Origin of the sequence: Bacillus sp. LM 4-2 (assembly GCF_000978495.1) — a bacterium.
GTDB lineage: Bacteria > Bacillota > Bacilli > Bacillales > Bacillaceae > Bacillus > Bacillus subtilis.
Map to the genome: position 1 here is coordinate 733,916 of NZ_CP011101.1, position 20,306 is coordinate 754,221.

At 47.5% G+C, this 20,306-nt stretch carries 22 protein-coding genes and 2 pseudogenes; all 24 read left to right on the top strand.

Annotation, left to right across the window (positions count from 1 at the left end; genetic code table 11):
• Nucleotides 1-66 precede the first annotated feature (66 nt).
• The 24 genes and pseudogenes from bslm_RS03690 to bslm_RS03805 all read left to right on the top strand — a co-directional run bounded on the left by bslm_RS03690 (nucleotide 67) and on the right by bslm_RS03805 (nucleotide 20,258).
• A complete protein-coding gene (locus bslm_RS03690; RefSeq protein WP_046380837.1) occupies nucleotides 67-924 on the top strand; it encodes a hypothetical protein in 858 nt (285 codons plus the stop codon).
• 163 nt (nucleotides 925-1,087) lie between these two features.
• Complete coding sequence (gene rapH, locus bslm_RS03695) at nucleotides 1,088-2,218, top strand: response regulator aspartate phosphatase RapH (RefSeq protein WP_046380838.1); 1,131 nt, start codon at nucleotides 1,088-1,090, stop codon at nucleotides 2,216-2,218.
• Nucleotides 2,208-2,381 carry a phosphatase RapH inhibitor PhrH gene (phrH, locus tag bslm_RS03700; RefSeq protein WP_032722986.1) on the top strand — a complete coding sequence of 58 codons (174 nt, stop codon included), beginning with the start codon at nucleotides 2,208-2,210 and terminating at the stop codon, nucleotides 2,379-2,381. Before rapH ends, phrH begins: the two co-directional genes overlap by 11 nt.
• 159 nt (nucleotides 2,382-2,540) lie before the next feature.
• Nucleotides 2,541-3,260 (top strand): YebC/PmpR family DNA-binding transcriptional regulator, encoded by a 720-nt coding sequence (locus bslm_RS03705; RefSeq protein WP_003233863.1) that lies wholly within the window; start codon nucleotides 2,541-2,543, stop codon nucleotides 3,258-3,260.
• Nucleotides 3,261-3,393: 133 nt separating this feature from the next.
• Complete coding sequence (gene yeeK / locus bslm_RS03710; RefSeq protein WP_046380839.1) at nucleotides 3,394-3,840, top strand: spore coat protein YeeK; 447 nt, start codon at nucleotides 3,394-3,396, stop codon at nucleotides 3,838-3,840.
• 114 nt (nucleotides 3,841-3,954) lie between these two features.
• Nucleotides 3,955-4,539: a TetR/AcrR family transcriptional regulator gene (locus bslm_RS03715; protein WP_046380840.1), complete on the top strand. Its 585-nt coding sequence runs from the start codon at nucleotides 3,955-3,957 to the stop codon at nucleotides 4,537-4,539.
• 79 nt (nucleotides 4,540-4,618) lie between these two features.
• Entirely contained in the window at nucleotides 4,619-5,065 is a 447-nt protein-coding gene (locus bslm_RS03720) for a nuclear transport factor 2 family protein (RefSeq protein ID WP_046380841.1), read from the top strand.
• A pseudogene (locus bslm_RS03725) lies at nucleotides 5,062-5,927 on the top strand (NmrA family NAD(P)-binding protein). The gene bslm_RS03720 and the pseudogene bslm_RS03725 overlap by 4 nt, the downstream one beginning before the upstream one ends.
• 126 nt (nucleotides 5,928-6,053) lie before the next feature.
• On the top strand, nucleotides 6,054-6,302 hold the full coding sequence (gene cotJA / locus bslm_RS03730) for a spore coat-associated protein CotJA (RefSeq protein WP_003219489.1): 249 nt from the start codon (nucleotides 6,054-6,056) through the stop codon (nucleotides 6,300-6,302).
• A complete protein-coding gene (gene cotJB, locus bslm_RS03735) occupies nucleotides 6,286-6,549 on the top strand; it encodes a spore coat protein CotJB (RefSeq protein ID WP_003219491.1) in 264 nt (87 codons plus the stop codon). The genes cotJA and cotJB overlap by 17 nt, the downstream gene beginning before the upstream one ends.
• Nucleotides 6,550-6,563: 14 nt before the next feature.
• On the top strand, nucleotides 6,564-7,133 hold the full coding sequence (gene cotJC / locus bslm_RS03740) for a spore coat protein CotJC (RefSeq protein WP_003233850.1): 570 nt from the start codon (nucleotides 6,564-6,566) through the stop codon (nucleotides 7,131-7,133).
• 122 nt (nucleotides 7,134-7,255) lie between these two features.
• A complete protein-coding gene (locus tag bslm_RS03745) occupies nucleotides 7,256-7,798 on the top strand; it encodes a GNAT family N-acetyltransferase (protein WP_046380843.1) in 543 nt (180 codons plus the stop codon).
• A 22-nt stretch (nucleotides 7,799-7,820) separates the two neighbouring features.
• A pseudogene (locus bslm_RS03750) lies at nucleotides 7,821-8,123 on the top strand (YesK-like family protein).
• Between the two features lie 114 nt (nucleotides 8,124-8,237).
• Nucleotides 8,238-8,867 carry a YesL family protein gene (locus bslm_RS03755; RefSeq protein WP_072173406.1) on the top strand — a complete coding sequence of 210 codons (630 nt, stop codon included), beginning with the start codon at nucleotides 8,238-8,240 and terminating at the stop codon, nucleotides 8,865-8,867.
• Complete coding sequence (yesM, locus tag bslm_RS03760; RefSeq protein WP_046380844.1) at nucleotides 8,864-10,597, top strand: two-component system sensor histidine kinase YesM; 1,734 nt, start codon at nucleotides 8,864-8,866, stop codon at nucleotides 10,595-10,597. The genes bslm_RS03755 and yesM overlap by 4 nt, the downstream gene beginning before the upstream one ends.
• A complete protein-coding gene (gene yesN / locus bslm_RS03765) occupies nucleotides 10,597-11,703 on the top strand; it encodes a two-component system response regulator YesN (protein ID WP_046380845.1) in 1,107 nt (368 codons plus the stop codon). The genes yesM and yesN overlap by 1 nt, the downstream gene beginning before the upstream one ends.
• A 103-nt stretch (nucleotides 11,704-11,806) precedes the next feature.
• Nucleotides 11,807-13,090, top strand: a complete 1,284-nt coding sequence (locus bslm_RS03770; RefSeq protein WP_046380846.1) for an ABC transporter substrate-binding protein — start codon at nucleotides 11,807-11,809, stop codon at nucleotides 13,088-13,090.
• Nucleotides 13,087-14,016 carry a carbohydrate ABC transporter permease gene (locus bslm_RS03775; RefSeq protein ID WP_080480984.1) on the top strand — a complete coding sequence of 310 codons (930 nt, stop codon included), beginning with the start codon at nucleotides 13,087-13,089 and terminating at the stop codon, nucleotides 14,014-14,016. The genes bslm_RS03770 and bslm_RS03775 overlap by 4 nt, the downstream gene beginning before the upstream one ends.
• 3 nt (nucleotides 14,017-14,019) lie before the next feature.
• Nucleotides 14,020-14,910, top strand: a complete 891-nt coding sequence (locus tag bslm_RS03780) for a carbohydrate ABC transporter permease (protein WP_038428560.1) — start codon at nucleotides 14,020-14,022, stop codon at nucleotides 14,908-14,910.
• Between the two features lie 15 nt (nucleotides 14,911-14,925).
• Nucleotides 14,926-15,960 carry a rhamnogalacturonyl hydrolase YesR gene (gene yesR, locus bslm_RS03785; RefSeq protein ID WP_038428562.1) on the top strand — a complete coding sequence of 345 codons (1,035 nt, stop codon included), beginning with the start codon at nucleotides 14,926-14,928 and terminating at the stop codon, nucleotides 15,958-15,960.
• 22 nt (nucleotides 15,961-15,982) lie between these two features.
• Nucleotides 15,983-18,268 (top strand): transcriptional regulator YesS, encoded by a 2,286-nt coding sequence (yesS, locus tag bslm_RS03790; RefSeq protein WP_038428563.1) that lies wholly within the window; start codon nucleotides 15,983-15,985, stop codon nucleotides 18,266-18,268.
• 13 nt (nucleotides 18,269-18,281) lie between these two features.
• On the top strand, nucleotides 18,282-18,980 hold the full coding sequence (rhgT, locus tag bslm_RS03795; protein ID WP_082098068.1) for a rhamnogalacturonan acetylesterase: 699 nt from the start codon (nucleotides 18,282-18,284) through the stop codon (nucleotides 18,978-18,980).
• On the top strand, nucleotides 18,973-19,635 hold the full coding sequence (locus bslm_RS03800) for a YesU family protein (RefSeq protein WP_038428566.1): 663 nt from the start codon (nucleotides 18,973-18,975) through the stop codon (nucleotides 19,633-19,635). Before rhgT ends, bslm_RS03800 begins: the two co-directional genes overlap by 8 nt.
• Complete coding sequence (locus bslm_RS03805) at nucleotides 19,632-20,258, top strand: YesL family protein (RefSeq protein WP_046380847.1); 627 nt, start codon at nucleotides 19,632-19,634, stop codon at nucleotides 20,256-20,258. The genes bslm_RS03800 and bslm_RS03805 overlap by 4 nt, the downstream gene beginning before the upstream one ends.
• Nucleotides 20,259-20,306 lie beyond the last annotated feature (48 nt).

Sequence of the window (20,306 nt, forward strand, 5' to 3'; positions counted from 1 at the left end):
GTCGAAAATCTGTGAAACTTTCATTCAAAGTACGCGTATATGAACCAAAAGGAGGACGATGAAGCAATGGGTGGTTTATATTTGAGTGATTTGTGTTCAATGTATCAAAAAGATAAGTTCTTTACCGGATTTGTCCCTGAGGAGCTTTTGACATATGCGTATGAGTTATTCCCGTCATCGGAGAAAGAAACGGTGACGGCCTTACTGAATTGTTCCATGGGAAGTAAAGCGAAAAGTTTTGTTATGTTTACGAGTAAGGGATTGTACTGGAAGAGATTTGGAGAACAAGAGGGATGTGTGACTTGGGAAGCATTCACTGATATCCAATCGATTAAATCGACGGATGATTATGAGATTTGGTTTGATGGAGTAGAGGTTTTTGATGTCGGCTTCAGTTCATATCCTGCGGATCTGTTGGCAGAGCTGTTGAGGATAATTCAGCAATCTCTTAGTGAAAATGGCTTGGATTTGCTTACGGAACCCCGGATAGATCATGTATCTGTTTCTGCCAGTGAATTGAGGGAAATCAGTATTTTGTTTCAGAACAAACATGACAAGATGTTCGGTTTGACCAATGGGCTACTGGTCGGTAACGAGATTTCTGAAAAGAGAGAGGTACGATTGAGAAAACGGCTGCATATTCCTAAGGATCAGGAGATGATCTCCTTCTGGAGTACTTTTCCCGTGAAGCAAACAGATGGCATCACATTAACAGACAAAGGGATTTATTTTTCTGATCCTTTTCTCAGGTTATTTTATCCTTGGCATGTGTTTAAGGAAACGCCTGTAATGTTAAAAGATCAGGAGTTAATTGTGGGGAAAAAGAATGTCATTCAATTGCTGGAAAACCTGATGCCTGCTAAGGACGTATTTGCTTTTTTAGAACAAGTAAAACGAAGAATCAGCGCTGTTACGAGCTCGTGAATACGTATATGAAATAAGATTGATATGGACCCTTGCATAAAGGGTTCTTTTTTATGAAAAAAACAAATTGACAGGATGAAAAAACAATTTCTTCCTTCTGTATTGTTTTCAAAATTTGGGATTGATAGAATATGACATATCTCATAGAGAAGGAGGGAAGCCGTTGAGTCAAGCCATACCGTCTTCGCGTGTTGGTGTTAAGATTAATGAATGGTATAAAATGATTCGCCAGTTCAGTGTTCCGGATGCTGAGGTTCTGAAAGCGGAGGTGGAGCAGGACATTCAGAGGATGGAAGAGGATCAGGATTTGCTGATCTATTATTCTCTGATGTGTTTCCGGCACCAGCTGATGCTGGATTATTTGGAGCCGGGACAACCTTACGGGAATCGCCCTACAGTGACAGAGCTTCTTGAATCGATTGAGACCCCTCAGAAAAAACTCACAGGCCTTTTGAAATACTACTCTTTGTTTTTCCGCGGCATGTATGAATTTGATCAAAAAGAATATGTGGAAGCGATCGGGTATTATCGCGAGGCGGAGAAAGAACTGCCGTTTGTGTCAGATGAAATTGAGAAAGCGGAATTCCATTTTAAAGTGGCCGAAGCGTATTATCACATGAAGCAAACCCATGTGTCGATGCATCATATTCTTCAAGCCTTAGACATTTATCAAAAAAATCCCCTATACAGCATTAGAACGATACAAAGCTTGTTTGTGATCGCCGGCAACTATGATGATTTCAAACATTATGATAAAGCGCTCCCGCATTTAGAGGCGGCGCTGGAATTGGCAATGGACATTCAAAATGACAGGTTTATCGCCATTTCTCTATTGAACATCGCGAACAGCTATGACAGATCAGGAGATGATCAGATGGCTGTAGAACATTTCCAAAAAGCGGCGAAAGTAAGCAGAGAGAAAGTGCCTGATCTGCTTCCGAAAGTCTTGTTTGGATTAAGCTGGACATTATGTAAAGCGGGCCAAACACAGAAGGCGTTTCAGTTCATAGAGGAAGGATTAGACCATATCACAGCACGTTCTCACAAATTTTATAAAGAATTGTTTCTGTTCTTGCAGGCCGTGTACAAGGAGACTGTTGACGAACGAAAAATTCATGATCTTATAAGCTATTTCGAAAAAAAGAACCTGCACGCTTACATTGAAGCATGTGCCCGGAGTGCTGCCGCTGTTTTTGAAAGCAGCTGTCACTTTGAACAAGCCGCTGCGTTTTATCGGAAAGTGCTGAAAGCCCAAGAAGATATTTTAAAAGGAGAGTGTTTATATGCCTATTAAGAAAAAAGTGATGATGTGCCTGGCTGTTACTCTAGTTTTCGGAAGCATGTCGTTTCCATTCCTGGCAAACTCCGGTGGATTTAAGGAATCAACAGATCGAAATACGACGTATATCGATCATTCCCCTTACAAACTTAGTGATCAGAAGAAAGCCCTTAGCTAGGGCTTTTTCTTGCTTTACGGAAGACGTTCCATTTTCCACATCGCGGCATTCCTTCTATTTCTAACGCAAGACACTCGAAACAACCAAACCATTTGAGGTATAATGGATAAAGTGAATAACAGTATTTAGATTGATATATATGAAAGAGAGTGGAACATCATGGGCCGTAAGTGGAACAATATTAAAGAGAAGAAGGCGTCTAAGGACGCAAATACGAGTCGGATTTATGCGAAGTTTGGCCGTGAGATTTATGTGGCGGCGAAACAGGGCGAGCCTGATCCGGAGTCCAACCAGGCGCTGAAGGTTGTGCTTGAGCGTGCGAAGACTTACAGCGTGCCGAAAAACATCATTGAACGTGCGATCGAGAAGGCGAAGGGCGGAGCGGAAGAGAATTACGATGAGCTTCGTTATGAGGGCTTCGGGCCGAACGGATCAATGATTATCGTTGATGCTCTGACGAATAATGTAAACCGTACGGCGCCGGAAGTGCGTGCGGCGTTCGGGAAAAACGGCGGAAACATGGGTGTGAGCGGATCTGTTGCTTACATGTTTGACGCGACGGCTGTAATCGGTGTGGAAGGCAAAACTGCTGACGAAGCGCTTGAAATCTTGATGGAAGCGGATGTTGATGTACGTGACATTTTAGAAGAGGATGACAGCGTGATCGTATATGCTGAGCCTGATCAATTCCATGCGGTGCAAGAGGCGTTTAAAAACGCGGGTGTCGAGGAATTTACAGTAGCGGAGCTGACAATGCTTGCGCAAAGTGAAGTAACGCTTCCGGATGATGCAAAGGAACAGTTTGAAAAATTGATTGATGCATTAGAAGATTTGGAAGATGTTCAGCAGGTATATCATAACGTTGATTTAGGTGAGTAAGGAGTGAGCAGGCTGTTATGGCCTGCTTTTTTTGTCCCGGAAATTGTTTTAGCTGTATGTAGGCGGCCGCCTATACGATCTATAAGATATTCTCATACTCTGGACTGTAACCTATGTGAAGGAGAGAGTGAATATGACTGATACAAGACATATGTATGGCGGACCTGGTTTTGGTCATTATCAGGGCTTTGGTATTGGCCACCCGGGCTATGGCATGCAAAGCACAGGCTATCCGGGCTATGGCATGTATGGAGGCCACCCGGGCTATGGCATGCAAGGCTACCCAGATCACGGCATACATGGAGGAGTCGGCGGCTATCCGGGATATGGAACGTACGGAGGATCCGGCGGTTACCCAAGCGGCGGCTATGGAGGCTCTCCGGGAACTGTAAGTTATCCGAACATGCACCATGAAAATGATGGCCATTACCACTATTATCACCATCATCATGATGGAAAAGATAATCTTCATCACCATCATCACCATGTTGGAAAGGATAATTATCACCACCATCATGATGGTCATTATGGCCACCATCACCACCATATGGGCCACTGGGGAAAAGACGGTTATAAATAAAGAAGAGGATGGTATAAAGAGGACACTCTTGCAGATCAAGAGTGTTTTTTATCTTTTTTTCTTGACTGTTCAGTCTGGAAAATGGTAACCTTTGTTTCAGGAGGTGATCGTTTTTTGGGGAGGAATAAAGAATTTGATACGGCACTTGTTCTTCACAGGGCGATAGAGGTTTTTGGAGAGTATGGCTACGAAGGAACGTCTCTTCAGGATCTGCTCTCTCATTTAGGCATTGCGCGCCAGAGCTTGTATGATACGTATGGCACGAAGCGTGATTTGTTTTTGTCCGCGGTGAAATCGTATCTTGAAGGGAAAAACGCTGCAGTTATGGAAAGGCTTGAAGCGCCAGGATCTGTAAAGGAAGCCATTCGTGATATTTTTCAAGAAGGTGTCAATGCCCTGAGGGATCCTGATCGGGCGAAGGCGTGCTATATCATTAACAGCGCGATTGAACAGATTCCGCATGACCCTGAGCTTGCCCGGTATTTTGAAAGACAATCCAAGCAGCTTGAGGACGCTTTTTATCATTCGCTTTTAAGGGCGAAGGATCAAGGAGAATTGAATGGCGAAGATCATGATATATCTGCGCTCGCCCGGTACCTGAATCAGAGCAGGCTGTCACTGACATTTATTGCAAAAGTGACGGCAGATATGGATCGTCTTCAGGACCATGTTGACGTGAGTTTATCAGTGCTTGATTAACATGTGGTAAAGAATTCTTTGCCCATGTGTGCATTTTTTGGACTGAATGGTCTGAAAATAAAAAAAGAGGTGATGATGAATGTTGATGAATGAATTTGAAAAAGCATCTGAAACATTGAGAAAGTTTATGGCTTATATGCTTGAGAAGGACATGAAGAGCTGGGTGGAGCTTTGGGATGAGGATGCTGTATTTGAGTTTCCTTATGCGCCGGAGGGATCACCAAAAAAAATAGAAGGAAAAGCGGCCATTTACAACTATATTAAGGATTATCCTAAGCAGATCCATCTTTCTTCATTTACCACTCCGACAGTGTACCGTTCAGCAGACTCGAATACGGTGATTGCGGAGTTTCAATGTGACGGCCATGTGATTGAGACTGGACTGCCTTATCGCCAAAGCTATATCAGTGTCATCGAAACGAGAGACGGCCGCATTGTGCGTTATAAGGATTATTGGAATCCGCTTGTTGTAAAAGAGGCTTTTGGAGGATCATTTTTGCAAACAGAGGAGAGTGGAAAACGATGAAACAGAATCCGATTTTAATTACAGGCGGGACCGGCACAACCGGCAGCCGAATCGCCAGCCGTTTAATAGAGCTGGGGCACAGGGTGCGTATTGCGAGCCGAAAAAAGGGCGCGCTTGCTGATGCTGAGTATGTGTATTTTGATTGGAAGGACGCCTCCAGTTTTACGCCTGCTCTTGAACAGGTAAAACAGATCTATCTTGTTGCTCCGGTCGGTGTATTTGATCCGGCTCCCTATGTGCTCCCCTTTTTAAAGGAGGCAAAGCGTCTCGGTACAAAGCGGGTAGTGATGCTAAGTGCGTCTGTTGTCTCCGAGAACGGTCCTGTGTTTGGCGCGCTTCACCAGGCAGTGCGCGAGTTTCCAGAATGGACGGTGCTGCGGCCCTCATACTTTATGCAAAATTTCATCAATGTCCAGCATCGCATGTCTATTCAATCGGAGGGGCGCATCATCACGGCTTCGGGCGAGGGAAAGCTAGGATTCATTGATGCTGATGACATTGCAGAAACAGCCGTGCGTGCTTTGACTGATGCCGTCCCTCATCAGACACATCATATCCTGACAGGACCCGAGGCGCTGAGCTATGCCGAAGCGGCAGAGATGATCGGTGCTGCGGTGGGACGCCGGGTGGAGCATGTCAGCATTTCTCGTTCCGAGCTGCAGAATCGGATGGAGGCAGCTGGTTTGCCGGCTGATTATGCGGAATTTATGGCGGGGCTTGATGAGGCAATCAGCCATGGTGCGGAACATCGGGTAACGGATACAGTGAAGCGTGTGACGGAAAAAGAACCTCGTTCGCTGTCAGAGTTTGCGGCTGCTCATGCTGTGTATTGGAAACACTGACCTCATTTTGGACTGAATAGTCTAGAAAGACCTTCGGCGCTTCCGAAGGTCTTCTTATTGAAAAAGCTAAGTCGTGTTTTAGTCATAATCATGCCTCCTGCCTCATACCTATTAAGGTCATTGTTTTTGAGAAAGGAGGAGCCGGAATGAAGGATATGCAGCCGTTTACGCCTGTCAAATCATATACGCCCTTTCACAGCCGTTTTGATCCCTGTCCGCCCATAGGGAAGAAATATTACAGAACGCCCCCTAACCTTTATATGACCTTTCAGCCTGAGCACATGGAGCAGTTTTCGCCGATGGAGGCTTTGAGGAAAGGCACCCTTTGGAAGGATCTCTATGATTTTTATGAAAACCCTTATCGAGGGGGAGACGCACATGGCAAAAAAGGTTGACGCCGAATATTATCGTCAGCTTGAGCAAATACAGGCTGCTGATTTTGTGCTTGTTGAGCTGAGTCTTTATTTAAATACACATCCTCATGATGAAGATGCGCTGAAGCAATTCAATCAATATTCCGGCTATTCAAGGCACTTAAAAAGACAGTTCGAATCCTCTTACGGACCGCTTCTGCAGTTCGGCAACAGCCCCGCGGGCAAGGATTGGGATTGGGGAAAAGGGCCATGGCCGTGGCAAGTATAAGGAGGAATGCCTGAATGTGGGTGTATGAAAAGAAGCTGCAATACCCTGTCAAGGTCAGTACGTGCAACCCGACGCTGGCGAAGTATTTGATTGAGCAGTATGGCGGAGCGGACGGCGAGCTGGCCGCAGCTCTCCGGTATTTGAACCAGCGTTATACGATTCCTGATAAGGTCATCGGCCTTTTAACAGATATCGGCACGGAGGAGTTTGCCCATTTGGAAATGATTGCGACCATGGTCTATAAGTTAACAAAAGACGCCACACCGGAGCAGCTGCGTGAAGCCGGGCTTGGCGATCATTACGTCAATCACGACAGCGCGCTTTTTTATCATAATGCGGCGGGCGTGCCGTTTACCGCGAGCTATATCCAAGCGAAGGGCGATCCGATTGCCGATTTATACGAAGATATTGCCGCAGAAGAAAAGGCGCGGGCGACGTATCAATGGCTGATTGATATTTCGGATGATCCTGATTTAAACGATTCCCTGCGTTTTTTGCGTGAGCGTGAAATCGTACACTCTATGCGCTTCAGAGAAGCGGTTGAAATTTTAAAAGAAGAACGGGATAAAAAGAAGATTTTCTAATAGGCAGATTGGCCTCTCTTTCATACACCCTTTTACATACAGAGAAAATGGTCTGTTTTTGCAGTTTGGTCTGCATTATAATCAAGGTGTGTGCAAGCTTACTTTTTGATTGGGAGGCCTTTATGTCAGCTTTTAAGATTGAGAACGAAACGATTGCAGATGGATTTTACGCGTGTCCGGCCGTCTATGAGGATGCAGAATCGATTACCGGGTTGCTCGTCCGAACAGCTGAATGGCTCCGGGATCGGGGTTCTAACCAATGGAGCGGACTTCTCAAAGGGCAAGATATACATGATATCACGGGGTCAATTGAAAAGGGACATGTGTTTGTGTTTAAGAAAGATGAAGAGCTTGCGGCTGTCGTGATGCTGCTGCCTGCACCGAGCGAGTGGGACCGGACGCTTTGGAGAGACGATGGGCATGAGGAGTCCATTTATTTGCATCGCCTCGCAGTAAGCCGCCGGTTTGCGGGACAGGGGCTAGGAGCCCGCGTCCTTCAGTGGGCGGAGACGGGCATACACTTTCCGGAAAAAACGCGGATCCGGCTTGACTGTGTCGCTGATAGCGACGCCCTGCATTCCTTTTATCGGCGTATGGGATATGAATTCATGGGTGCTGATGCGTCCGGATATCATTTGTTTGAGAAAGAGATTACGGCAGAATAAGCGTCCTTTGCAGGGGGCTTTTTTGTCTTTTTCTAAAAGGGAGGGCAGGCGATGTGTGGGCAATATTATTTGTGACAGGGATCGTACGGCTTGTCTGTTTGCTGGCGTATCCGTTTTGATGCGGATGAGATTTCCTGACAAAAGTCGGCCGGAATGGATGTTGGCCGGGCTGATCGTCCTTGGTGTGTTTCTGATCTGGTAGAGCCTCGTGTATGTACGCGGCTGGGAAGGGGCTGCGCTCGGAATGCTTGGATTCAATGTCATTTTCGGAGCCATTGCCGGATATTTGATCGATAAGGCCATCCGGCGTTACAGGAAAAGATAAGGCTGCTGCCGTCTCTCATCATGTCGAAATTTTCACAGACCGGCAGGAATTTTCTTTCGAAAGGAGAAATACATATTACTTTAAAATGAAAGCGTTTTCCAAAGCGGGAAGGTGATGTTGATGATACACAGTGTGACAAATGGGCTGAATCGTTTTTGTACGTGGGTGATGAGACTGGCCTATTTGAATGTGCTTTGGATTTTGTTTTCTCTTGCAGGCCTGGTTGTGTTTGGGCTGATGCCCGCTACTGCCGCGATGTTTACAGTGGCGAGAGAATGGGCGAAGGGGAATACAGATGCCCCGGTGTTTTCTGTCTTTTTTCGGACGTTTAAAAAGGAATGGCGTGCATCACAGATCCTCGGGCTTATCGTTGTGACGGCTGCCCTGTTTCTGTTTGCGGATATGCGGATAGCGGCTCAGATGGACCAGCCTGTGCTCGTCAATGTATTCCTGAGCATTAGTTTGATTTTCGCGTTTGTTGTGCTGTATGTGTTCCCGGTATTTTCTCATTTTGACGTAAAAATCAGAGAGGTGCTGAGCATCAGCTTTTTCATTGCCTTCAGCCGTCCGGCGGTGACGCTTTTGATGGCGGCGGGCGCTGTCGGTGTGCTTTGTCTCGTTCTGTTTCATGTCACGTTTCTATTGTTTTTCAGCGGGAGTTTACTCAGCCTGATCTTAACGAAGCTGTCCTTTAAAGCGTTTCGGTCAATGGATCAGCGGCAGGAGAAAGAAAAGGCGGCATGAAGAAAAGAGTTGCTGGCTGGTACAGGCGGATGAAGATTAAGGATAAGCTGTTTGTGTTTCTATCGTTGATTATGGCCGTATCCTTTCTGTTTGTATACAGCGGGGTCCAGTATGCCTTTCATGTGTATGATGAGCAGATTTACCGCAAGTCCTCGGAGGTGCTTCGGATGTCTTCTGAAAGGATCGAAGACGAGCTGAAGAAGATAGAGGATGTGTCATATGAAATCATTACAGACGAACAGATTCAGCGCATCCTGAGCATGCAAAATCGGGATGATACGTATGATCAATATCAAATGAAGCAGGAGCTGTGGGATCAGCTTGCGGGATATGCCAGCGATGAAAAGTACATCGATTCCATTCATGTGATTGATGCCCGCGGCTCAGAGTATTCAGCCGGAAGCAGTTCTTCAGATCTTTTGCAGCAGGAGCAGGAAGAGGTATTTAAGCGAGCGAAAGCGAAAAGTGGAAGAAATCTTTGGATGACGCTCGGCGGGTCAGATCCCGTCCTGATTTCAGCACGGCAGATCAGGTCCTATCACCAGCTGAGTCTGAACGGCTTGGGCATGGTGCTGATCCAGGTCAATGTAAAACAGATGATTCGTGATGTGCCGAAGGATTGGGGCGATTCAGTCGGAGACATTATGATTGCTGACCAAGGCGGGAATTTGGTGTATACGGCACATGCATCAGCGCATGTTCCTGAGGCAGCAAAAGAGACGCTGAAGCACCCCGGTTATGACTTGATAAAAAAGAATGGCAAACGTTACTTTATTTCTTATCTTCAATCATCCTACCAAAATTGGAGCTACTATAACGTTATCCCCTTTGATCAGATGTTCGCAAAAATTTCCTTTATGAAAACAGTGATCGGCACATGCTTTCTTCTCTTTTTCTGTGTGGTTTTGCTTTTCGGAAGGAAAATCGCCAACAGCATCACGGAGCCGATTGAACAGCTTGTGACCGCGATGAAATCGGTGCAGCACGGCGGCATTGAAGCAGGTGTGTCGCTTTCTCTGCCGGAACATACACAGGATGAGGCCGGCATGCTGAACCGCCATTTTACTGTCATGATGAAACGGATTAATGAGCTGATGGAAGAAAATGTGGAAAAACAGCTCATTATTAAAGAAACCGAATTGAAAGCACTGCAAGCCCAGATCAATCCGCATTTTTTATATAACACGCTCGAGTCCATCAATTGGCTGGCTAAGGCGAATCAGCAAAAGCAAATCTCAAAAATGGTGGAATCGCTCGGTTTTCTTCTGCGAAACAGCATACATATGAAAAAGGATATCGTGACCATTCAGGAGGAGGCGGACATTGTACGTCACTATATGACCATTCAGCGATTTCGATTTGAAGAGCGCCTGAATTTCACGTTGGATATTGACGATGAGGTGAAGCATTGCCTCATTCCGAAACTGACGCTCCAGCCGCTTGCGGAAAATGCGATTCAATACGCGCTTGAACCCTTTACAAGGCCATGCGCCATCCGGATTCAGGCGAAAAAGGCGAAGGGCTGTGTCTGTATTACGGTCGAAGATAACGGCCCTGGCATGGATGGACGGATTCTTGAATCAACGGGGGGAAGAGGAATCGGACTTTGGAATATTCGCGAGCGCATCAGCCTGACATTCGGAGAGCCATACGGATTGCGGATTCATAGTGAGCATGAAAAGGGGACGAGGATTGTGATCACAATACCGTGCCGAAATGAGGTGGTGTGATGTATAAAATACTGCTGGCTGATGATGAGAGGATTATCCTTGATGGAATGGCGGGAATCATTGAGTGGGAGTCGCTTGGCGCCTCATTGATCGGAAAAGCGCAGAACGGACATGAAGCATATGAAAAGATTGTACATAAGCAGCCGCATATCGTCATCACAGACGTCAAAATGCCCGGCATGGACGGGCTTGAGCTGATCAAAAAGGTGTCAGCCGTCAGCCCGTCGGTGCAATTTATCGTCCTGTCCGGGTTTGGAGAGTTTGAGTACGCAAAGGAAGCCATGAAATATGGGGTGAAGCATTATTTGCTGAAACCCTGCAATGAACAGCAGATTATCAGCTCGCTGGAGGAAATCATTGCTGAGCTGAAGCGGCAAGATGTGCACAAAAAGAAAACAGCCCATCTAAAACACGAGCTCGACCATATCCGTTCCTTTGCAGCCGATCAATACTTGGAAGGCTTGATCGCCGGTGTGGCCCAGCTTTCTCCGCCGCCTTCACTTGCCGGAAAAAAGATCCGCCTCTTGATCTTAAAAGGGGAACAATCTATTGATGCCGCAGCCAGAGAGGCACTCGGGTCGGCACTGACAGCGGTTTGCAGCAGCGGAGAATGGACCGTACTCGCCGTAGAGGAGAACGCCGCTGAAAAGGCGGCGGAGGTTTTTGCAACCCGCAAGCTGGCCATCAGTCAGGCGGGAGAACTCCGGCACGCGGGGCAGCTGTTTCGTGACACAGCTGAAGCGTCTGGTGACCTGCATGGGAGCGCAGTGATTTCGAAAATGATCAGGCTTATTGCCGACGAGCTCGGAAATCCGAATCTGTCCTTAAAATGGGCGGCGAAGGATATGTTGTTTATGAATCCTGATTATCTCGGGAAGTTATTTAAGCAGGAAACAGGCGAGAAATTTTCCCAATATGTTACACGAGTGCGTCTTGAACATGCGATGAAACAGATGAAAATGAGGCGGGATGCGAGTGTATCAGAAATTGCTGAAGAAATCGGGTTTGGCGATAATCCGAAGTATTTCAGTCTTGTTTTTAAAAAATATACCGGTCTGACACCGTCAGAATTCAGAAGAAAACAGGGAGGCGCTTCCGCAGGATAGCCATCTCTGTTTTTTTGACTTTCGCCACTGTTTTTTGAGTGTTTCGCCCTATCCGAACGCTTTAAAATAAAATGTAAGCACTTACATTAAAGGGGGGATTGGTTTGAAGAAGATTTGTTACGTGCTGTTATCCCTTGTCTGCGTCTTTTTGTTCAGCGGATGTTCAGCGGGTGAAGAGGCCTCGGGAAAAAAAGAAGATGTTACACTCAGAATCGCGTGGTGGGGCGGGCAGCCAAGGCATGATTATACAACTAAGGTAATTGAACTATACGAGAAAAAGAATCCGCACGTCCATATTGAAGCGGAATTTGCGAACTGGGATGACTACTGGAAAAAGCTCGCGCCCATGTCTGCCGCCGGCCAGCTTCCTGATGTCATTCAAATGGATACCGCTTACTTAGCCCAATACGGAAAGAAGAACCAGCTGGAGGATTTAACGCCGTATACAAAGGATGGAACGATTGACGTCAGTTCAATCGACGAGAATATGCTGTCGGGCGGAAAAATCGACAATAAGCTATATGGATTTACGCTAGGTGTCAACGTGCTGTCTGTGATTGCCAATGAAGATTTGCTGAAAAAAGCCGGTGTGTCTATCAATCAGGAAAACTGGACGTGGGAGGATTACGAGAAGCTGGCGTATGATCTTCAGGAAAAAGCCGGTGTCTACGGTTCCAACGGAATGCATCCGCCTGATATTTTCTTCCCTTATTATTTGCGCACAAAGGGTGAGCGCTTTTATAAAGAAGACGGCACTGGCCTCGCGTATCAAGATGATCAGCTGTTTGTCGATTACTTTGAACGGCAGCTGAGGCTGGTGAAAGCGAAAACGTCCCCAACACCTGATGAAAGCGCACAGATTAAAGGGATGGAAGACGATTTTATCGTCAAAGGCAAGTCAGCGATTACATGGAACTACTCCAATCAATATTTGGGCTTTGCCCGGCTGACAGACTCGCAGCTGTCTCTCTATCTGCCGCCGGAGCAAATGAAGGAAAAGGCGCTGACACTGAAGCCGAGTATGCTGTTTTCCATTCCGAAAAGCTCTGAGCATAAAAAAGAGGCAGCGAAATTTATTAATTTCTTCGTGAATAATGAGGAAGCGAACCAGCTGATTAAAGGCGAGCGAGGCGTTCCAGTCTCCGACAAGGTGGCGGATGCGATTAAACCGAAGCTGAATGAGGAAGAAACCAACATCGTGGAGTATGTAGAAACCGCGTCAAAAAACATCAGCAAAGCCGATCCGCCAGAGCCTGTGGGAAGCGCAGAGGTCATCAAGCTGCTGAAGGATACGTCAGATCAGATTCTGTATCAGAAGGTATCGCCGGAAAAAGCCGCCAAAACGTTCCGGAAAAAGGCCAATGAGATATTAGAGAGGAATAATTGACGGGAAATGGGGTTGACGCAATGAAAAAAAGCCGGAGTATAAGAAAAGACAATCTGGCGGGATATGCTTTTATTTCTCCGTTTATCATCGGGTTCCTATGCTTTACGGTGATTCCGATGGGGGCGTCCCTGTTTCTGTCCTTCACGAGCTATGACTTGTTTACGGCGCCGAAATGGATCGGGCTCGACAACTTTAAGGAAATGTTTACGGGTGACGAAAAGTATTGGCAGTCTCTGAAGGTGACGTTTACGTATGTGCTTGCCGGGGTTCCGCTCCGCCTCGGCTTCGCGCTTTTTATCGCTGTCATTTTAAACAATGCAGCAAAAGGAACGGCCATTTACAGAACGCTCTTTTATCTGCCTTCGATCATCGGCGGGAGCGTCGCCGTGGCGATTATGTGGCGCAATATTTTTGGCAATGACGGGGTCATCAATGCGCTGCTGTTTTTTGTCGGGATTGATCAAAAAATTCTTTGGTACCAGAATCCGACAAGTGCGCTGTGGACATTGATTCTGCTGTCCGTCTGGCAGTTCGGGTCGTCAATGCTGATTTTTCTGGCCGGGCTGAAAAACATTCCGTCTTCTTATTTGGAAGCGGCAAGTGTGGATGGGGCAAATCGGGTGCAGCGTTTCTTCAAGATCACGCTTCCGATTCTTACACCGATTATTTTCTTTAACCTAGTGATGCAGACGATTTCTGCTTTTATGACATTTACACCTGCCTATATCATTTCGAAGGGCGAGGGCGGGCCGCTTGACGGGACACTTCTCTATTCGCTCTATTTGTTCCAGCGGGCGTTTAACTATTTTCAAATGGGCTACGCATCGGCGATGGCGTGGGTCATGCTTGTCATTGTCGGGCTGATTACGCTCATATTGTTTAAAACATCGTCATATTGGGTTCATTACGAGTCAAAGGAGGAATGACGGATGGAGCCGGTCAACGAGCCTGTCAGAAAAGCCCCGGTTTTAGAAAGAAAAAAAGCCGGGCGCGTCAGTCCCAAACGCATACTGTTCCATGTTTGTACGGCAACGCTGGCGGTGTTACTGCTGTACCCGGTCATTTGGCTGTTTGTCAGCTCGTTTAAAGAAAGCGCCAGTATTTTTACAACCTCACATTCTCTCATTCCCGACCCTTTTATTCTCAGTAACTATGCTGAAGGGTGGAAGGGCATTGCGGGACAGCCGTTTCTGACGTTTATTAAAAACTCGGCGATCATTGTCGGACTGTCAACAATCGGTGCCGTCCTGTCATCGGCTGTCATTGCGTACGGATTTGCCCGTATTCCGTTTAAGGGAAAAAAATTTTGGTTTGCGTGCATGATGGGGACGTTAATGCTGCCTCATGAAGTGTTGATGATTCCGCAGTATATTATGTTTGCGAAATTAGACTGGCTGAATTCCTTTAAACCAATTGTCGTTCCGCAATTTTTCGGGCATGCGTTTTTTATCTTTCTGATGATCCAGTTTATCCGGACGATTCCCGAAGAGCTGGATGAAGCCGCGCGAATCGACGGATGCGGGCGCTTTGCCTGCTTTTGGCGAATCATTCTCCCGCTGATTGCCCCCGCGCTTGCGACGTCTGCGATTTTCTCCTTCTATTGGAAGTGGGAGGAGCTGATTCAGCCGCTTTTGTATTTGAATAAGCCGGAGCTTTATCCTGTTTCACTTGCGCTGAAGCTTTTTCTCGATACAGAGTCGGCTTCGAACTGGGGTGCGATGTTTGCCATGTCGGCCGTCTCGTTATTGCCTGTGATTCTTGTTTTCTTTTTGTTTCAGAAATATATCGTTCAGGGCATCAGTACGACCGGATTAAAATAAAAAGGAGTGTTGCAGATGGCACAGCTTATCTTTGATGAAGAAAAGGTGACGTCGGTTATTGACCGGATCGTGAAACGGACATTTCAGATGGATTTTGCGTGGGATTGGCCGGGCGGCGTCGCGTTTTACGGCGTGGCGGAGGCCTATGAAGCGACGGAAAACGAGGAATATATCAATCTGTTAAAAACGTGGGTGGATGAACAGCTGGAGGATGGGCTGCCGCCGCTTTCAATCAACGGAGTTTCCATCGGGCATACGCTTTTGTTCCTCCACAAGGTGACGGGTGATGACGTGTATTTGGAAACAGCGGCCGAGATGGCGGAATATGTGCTGCATAAGGCGCCGCGCTTTGGCGAGGGTATCCTTCAGCATACGGTGAATGCGGCAGAATATGTGTTTCCTGAGCAGGCATGGGCGGATACGCTGATGATGGCTGGGCTGTTTATGCTGAGAATTGGGCGGATCATGGAGCGTGAGGATTATTTTGAAGACGGCCTGCGCCAGTTTCACGGACATGAGGATGTGCTTCAGGACCCTGTCACGAATTTGTACTACCACGCCTGGGACAACAAAGCGCAAAATCATCTGTCGGGGATTTATTGGGGCAGGGCGAACGGCTGGGCGGCACTCACGATGGCAAAGGCGCTCCCGCTCATTGAGGTGACACATCCTTCCTTTATGATCATCGACGGATCGCTCAGAGACCAGCTGAGCGCGCTTGTCCGGCTTCAGGATGAATCAGGGCTGTGGCATACGATTTTGGATGATCCGGATTCTTATCTGGAGGTTTCGGCATCAGCGGGTATTGCTTCTGCTCTGATATCGAGCGGAAAGCTGTATACAAAATATGTGCAGAAATCGCTTGCCGCCATTTTGGATGCAGTGGAAGAGGACGGACGGGTCAGCAAGGTATCGGCCGGGACAGCCGTCATGAAAAATGCCGAAGGATACAAACAGGTGCCTTACAAACGAATACAAGGATGGGGGCAGGGACTTGCGCTGACGTTTCTTGCTGATGTTTTGAAAACGAAAAAACGCGTGTATCAGTAAAGACAGCGGCGGGGGGAAAGGGATGAAAAAACAGCCTCAACAGAAGGAACGGGTTTCTCGCTGGAAGGGAACGTATTTTAAAAGAAACTTTGTCTTCATTTTGCTGATTGCCTGTATTCCCGGATTGCTGACTGGCGGCGCAATCTACTTTCTTTCGATCGACAAGGTGGAGAAAGAGCTGCAGAGATCGCATGAAACACAGGTGGCGCGTGAGGTCAGCCGAATGGATGAGAAGCTGGGAGTGCTTGAACTGGCACTCACCCAGATGGCCTACGATTCTTCACTGATGAACGGATTGGCCGAGAGGGATTTGGAGAAAGACTTTACGTTCTCCTATCAATTAACGAAAAAGCTGTTTCTTTTGCGGGACCAGCAGCCGCTGATCGAGCAGGCTTCCATCTTTCTGAACAGCCCCCGGCCACTTGTGCTGAGCCCTGAATACAGCGCTTTGACAGAACAGGAGGCGCTTCGCAAGTATCGCTCGCTGCTTTCCTCAGACCACAGCATTTATTGGAAACGGTCGGGAAACCAAGCGATGCTGATCCAGCTCATTCCGGGCGCGGCGGAGAAACCGTTCGGCGCGATCATGCTGGCGGTTGATCCGAAAGAAATGGAATCAATCCTGCAAAGCTTGTCCCCCTATCCTGATGGCAGTGCGCTGCTTTTGGATCAAAATCGAGAGGTGCTGTTTCATGAGGGAGAAAAAGATTTTAAAAAGACTTTACTTCAAGAGATAAAAAAACAGCCTGCTGAGAACGGCCATTTTCAGATGGAATGGGAAGGCAAGGTGTATTCTGTCTCCTTTGGAGAAATGAACCGGATGCATCAGCAATGGACCTTTGTGTCAGCGGCGCCTCTTTCAGCTATTACAGCGCCGATGGTGTTTTTATCAAAAGTGATCATCGTGATGCTGGTCATTTGCATCGGTTTGGCGGTATGCATGACATGGTATGCATCAAAAAAAATCTATCGTCCCATTCAGCATTTGCTTGGCTTGTTTACCGGTGGAGAGAAGAAAGTATGGCAGGCGTCCGGGCAGGATGAATTCAAGTGGATTGAAAAGAGATGGCAGGATCTATCCCTTGAAAGCCGGAAGCTCCAAGAGCAGCTCCTGCGGCAGACGCCCCATATGAAAAAGAGTTTTTTGCAGCACCTCTTGCAGGGGGATTTTTACTATGACAACGAGGACAGTCTCAGATCTCGGATGGAGGAGGCTGGCTGGAACATCGGCGGAAACGTGTTTCATGTGCTGGATCTACAGGTGACAGGGCTCCGCTGTGAAAAAAGCATCTTCCGTGAAGGTGATGAACAGCTTGCCGTGTTTACCCTGACTAATATCGCTGAGGAATTGGCGGATAAACGCGTTTTTCAGCTCTCCATACTTGATATCGGCCGGCTTTCTGTCACCGTTCTTGTGATAAAAACAAACAGCTCTGATCTGAAGGCGTATATAACAGAGCTGGCACGCCAATTTGGGAATGTAACCGGACTATGCCTGACCTCGACATTGAGCAGCGAGACGGAGCGTGTCACGGAAATTCCTTCTTTATTTCAGAATGTGAAAAGCGGCAAATCCCGCAGGCAGTTTGCTAACCGGGATCAGGTCATTGATTTGCAGGCCGACTTCCCTCAGGATGAGCAGTTCGCCCCTTATTACCCCTTTGAGCTGGAAAAACAAATTGTTCAGGCCATCCGGCTGGAAAGAAAACAGGAAGCCAAGGAACTGATAGATGGATGTATGAGGGAACTGGCGGAAAAGGCGGCCATAGACAGGCATGTGCATTCCGCCCTGATTCAGCTGTTTTCCCGCATTCAGGAGGATATTTTGCATTCCGGGCTCAATCCCAGCGAACTGTTTCAGCATCGGAATCCGTTTCTTGATATTTCAGAATTGCGCGAACCAAATGAAGCGGCGGCCTGGCTGATGGATGCAGTGGTGACGCCTTACCTTTCCAAGCTTGAGGGCAGAAAAAACAGACAGCAAAAGCAGCTGGCAGAACGTGTGATTGCGATGATTCACGAACAGTATATGGCGGACATTTCATTGGAAAGCTGTGCCGATGCGCTTGGCATGAATTCATATACGTTAAGCAAGGCATTTAAGCAAGTGACCGGCATTAATTTTATCGATTATGTGACCCAGATCAGAATCGAAAAGGCGAAAGAACTGCTGGTCAATACGAATAAAAAAATTCATGACGTATCAGAAGAAGTCGGCTACCGCCACAATTACTTTAACCGGATTTTTAAAAAACAGGTCGGCATGCCTCCGGGTGTCTTCAGGCAAATGTATCAGGAAACGCCGTGAAAGGAGAGAACATGTGATGAAGAAACCGATTCAAGTATTTTTAGCGGGGGATTCCACTGTGAGTGACTGCCCGCCTCATGAAGCGCCGATGGCGGGGTGGGGGCAGGTATTCGGGCAATTGTTTTCTGAAGATGTGCTGGTCCGCAATCATGCCAAAGGAGGAGCGAGCACCAATTCTTTTGTGGAGGAAGGAAGGCTTCAAGCAATTGCCGAACGCATCACACAAGGCGATTATTTGTTGATTCAATTCGGCCACAATGACCAAAAACCGCGGGGGACGAAGCCGTACTCCACATTTCAGCAGTTTCTTACCTTGTTTGCAGATACGGCACGCGAAAAGGGCGCGCATCCTGTGTTCGTCACATCGGTGCAGCGCCGCCGCTTTGATGAAAACGGACGGATTGAGCATACGCTCGGCGAGTACCCTGATGCGATGAAAGCACTGGCGAAGGAGCTCGATGTACCTGTGATTGATCTGCTTGCGAAAACAAAGGTGCTGTATGAAGCATACGGGCCGGAGGAGTCGAAGCGATTGTTCGTTTGGTTTCAGCCGAATGAACATCCGAATTACCCGGACGGCATTGAGGACAATACGCATTTTTCGGAAGAAGGGGCAATGGAGGTTGCGAAGCTTGTGGCAGAAGGCATTGAAGAGCTCGGACTTCCGCTTAAGGACCACCTTGTGAGCCGGGAGGGAAAAGAACATGTATAAGGAAGGCGCTTGCTTGTACCGCAATCCGCTCCGGTCTAAAAGCGATGTGAAGGACTGGCGGATGGAGGGAGGCGGACAGATCTCATTTGACGATCACAGCTTGCACCTGTCACATGTCCAGGATGAAGCGCACTTTGTCTTTTGGTGTCCGGAAACCTTTCCAGACGGCATCATTGTGACATGGGATTTCTCTCCGATCGAGCAGCCGGGATTGTGTATGCTGTTTTTTTCTGCTGCGGGAATGGGAGGCGAGGATTTGTTTGATCCAAGTCTCCAGAAAAGAACGGGACAATACCCCGAGTATCATTCGGGGGACGTCAACGCTCTCCACCTGTCGTATTTCCGCAGAAAATACGCGGAGGAAAGAGCATTCCGCACCTGCAATTTAAGAAAAAGCCGCGGTTTCCACCTCGCCGCAATGGGTGCCGATCCGCTGCCTGCTCCAGACGACGCTGATTCTCCGTATCGTATGAAGCTGATCAAAGACAAAGGCTATGTGCACTTTTCAATCAATGGTCTGCCCATTCTTGAGTGGATGGACGACGGCAGCACATATGGGCCTGTGTTAACAAAAGGAAAAATCGGGTTCCGGCAGATGGCCCCCATGAAAGCCGTTTACAGGGATTTTGCCGTGCATCAAGCGGTGAGAAGATGAAGACGAATGTAACGGATGCGCTTTATGCAGGCTGCGAAGCGGTGGTGAAAATAGCATGGCTCAACGGGCTGTGGCTGTTGTTTACACTTTTGGGCGGCGTTCTTTTCGGATGGGCGCCGAGCACAGCCGCGATGTGTGCCGTTATAAGGAAATGGCTGATGGGGCAAAAGGATGTCCCGATATTTCCGTTATTTCTCGATACCTATAAAAAAGAGTTTCTCAAGGTTAATGCGATCGGATTGGCGTTTTCGGCTCTTTTGATCATATTGTCTGCCAACTATCATTATTTTTCTGCCAGTACGAATTGGCTGTCCTTTGCCGTAACAAGCTGCACGCTGCTTGCAGGGCTTTTGTATATCATCGCGCTGATGTATGTGTTTCCCCTTTATGTGCATTATCAGCTCCCGCTTCGCAAATATATACCGCAGGCACTGCTGTTTGGCGCCATGAGGCCGCTGACGACCGGCTGTATGCTGATCGGGTGCGGATTTGTCCTTTATTTGCTTTATACGCTTCCTGGCCTGATCCCATTTTACGGCCCGTGTTTATTTGGGCTTGTGTTGATGTTTTTTGCTCTTAGGGGATTTCAAAAGACGGAGGCCCAGCACCATCAAGCCGGGTAACAAAAAAATGACAAATACGCAAAAAAGTGCAGTGTCCGAAATAGGCAG

Coding starts and splice junctions, on each gene's coding strand:
- cotJC (WP_003233850.1), top strand. CDS start 6,564: ATGTGGGTGTATGAAAAGAAGCTGCAATACCCTGTCAAGGTCAGTACG.
- bslm_RS03800 (WP_038428566.1), top strand. CDS start 18,973: ATGTATAAGGAAGGCGCTTGCTTGTACCGCAATCCGCTCCGGTCTAAA.
- bslm_RS03755 (WP_072173406.1), top strand. CDS start 8,238: ATGTTGATGATACACAGTGTGACAAATGGGCTGAATCGTTTTTGTACG.
- cotJA (WP_003219489.1), top strand. CDS start 6,054: ATGAAGGATATGCAGCCGTTTACGCCTGTCAAATCATATACGCCCTTT.
- yesN (WP_046380845.1), top strand. CDS start 10,597: ATGTATAAAATACTGCTGGCTGATGATGAGAGGATTATCCTTGATGGA.
- bslm_RS03705 (WP_003233863.1), top strand. CDS start 2,541: ATGGGCCGTAAGTGGAACAATATTAAAGAGAAGAAGGCGTCTAAGGAC.
- yesS (WP_038428563.1), top strand. CDS start 15,983: ATGAAAAAACAGCCTCAACAGAAGGAACGGGTTTCTCGCTGGAAGGGA.
- bslm_RS03745 (WP_046380843.1), top strand. CDS start 7,256: ATGTCAGCTTTTAAGATTGAGAACGAAACGATTGCAGATGGATTTTAC.
- phrH (WP_032722986.1), top strand. CDS start 2,208: ATGCCTATTAAGAAAAAAGTGATGATGTGCCTGGCTGTTACTCTAGTT.
- bslm_RS03720 (WP_046380841.1), top strand. CDS start 4,619: ATGTTGATGAATGAATTTGAAAAAGCATCTGAAACATTGAGAAAGTTT.
- yeeK (WP_046380839.1), top strand. CDS start 3,394: ATGACTGATACAAGACATATGTATGGCGGACCTGGTTTTGGTCATTAT.
- cotJB (WP_003219491.1), top strand. CDS start 6,286: ATGGCAAAAAAGGTTGACGCCGAATATTATCGTCAGCTTGAGCAAATA.
- yesR (WP_038428562.1), top strand. CDS start 14,926: ATGGCACAGCTTATCTTTGATGAAGAAAAGGTGACGTCGGTTATTGAC.
- bslm_RS03805 (WP_046380847.1), top strand. CDS start 19,632: ATGAAGACGAATGTAACGGATGCGCTTTATGCAGGCTGCGAAGCGGTG.
- bslm_RS03780 (WP_038428560.1), top strand. CDS start 14,020: ATGGAGCCGGTCAACGAGCCTGTCAGAAAAGCCCCGGTTTTAGAAAGA.
- bslm_RS03690 (WP_046380837.1), top strand. CDS start 67: ATGGGTGGTTTATATTTGAGTGATTTGTGTTCAATGTATCAAAAAGAT.
- yesM (WP_046380844.1), top strand. CDS start 8,864: ATGAAGAAAAGAGTTGCTGGCTGGTACAGGCGGATGAAGATTAAGGAT.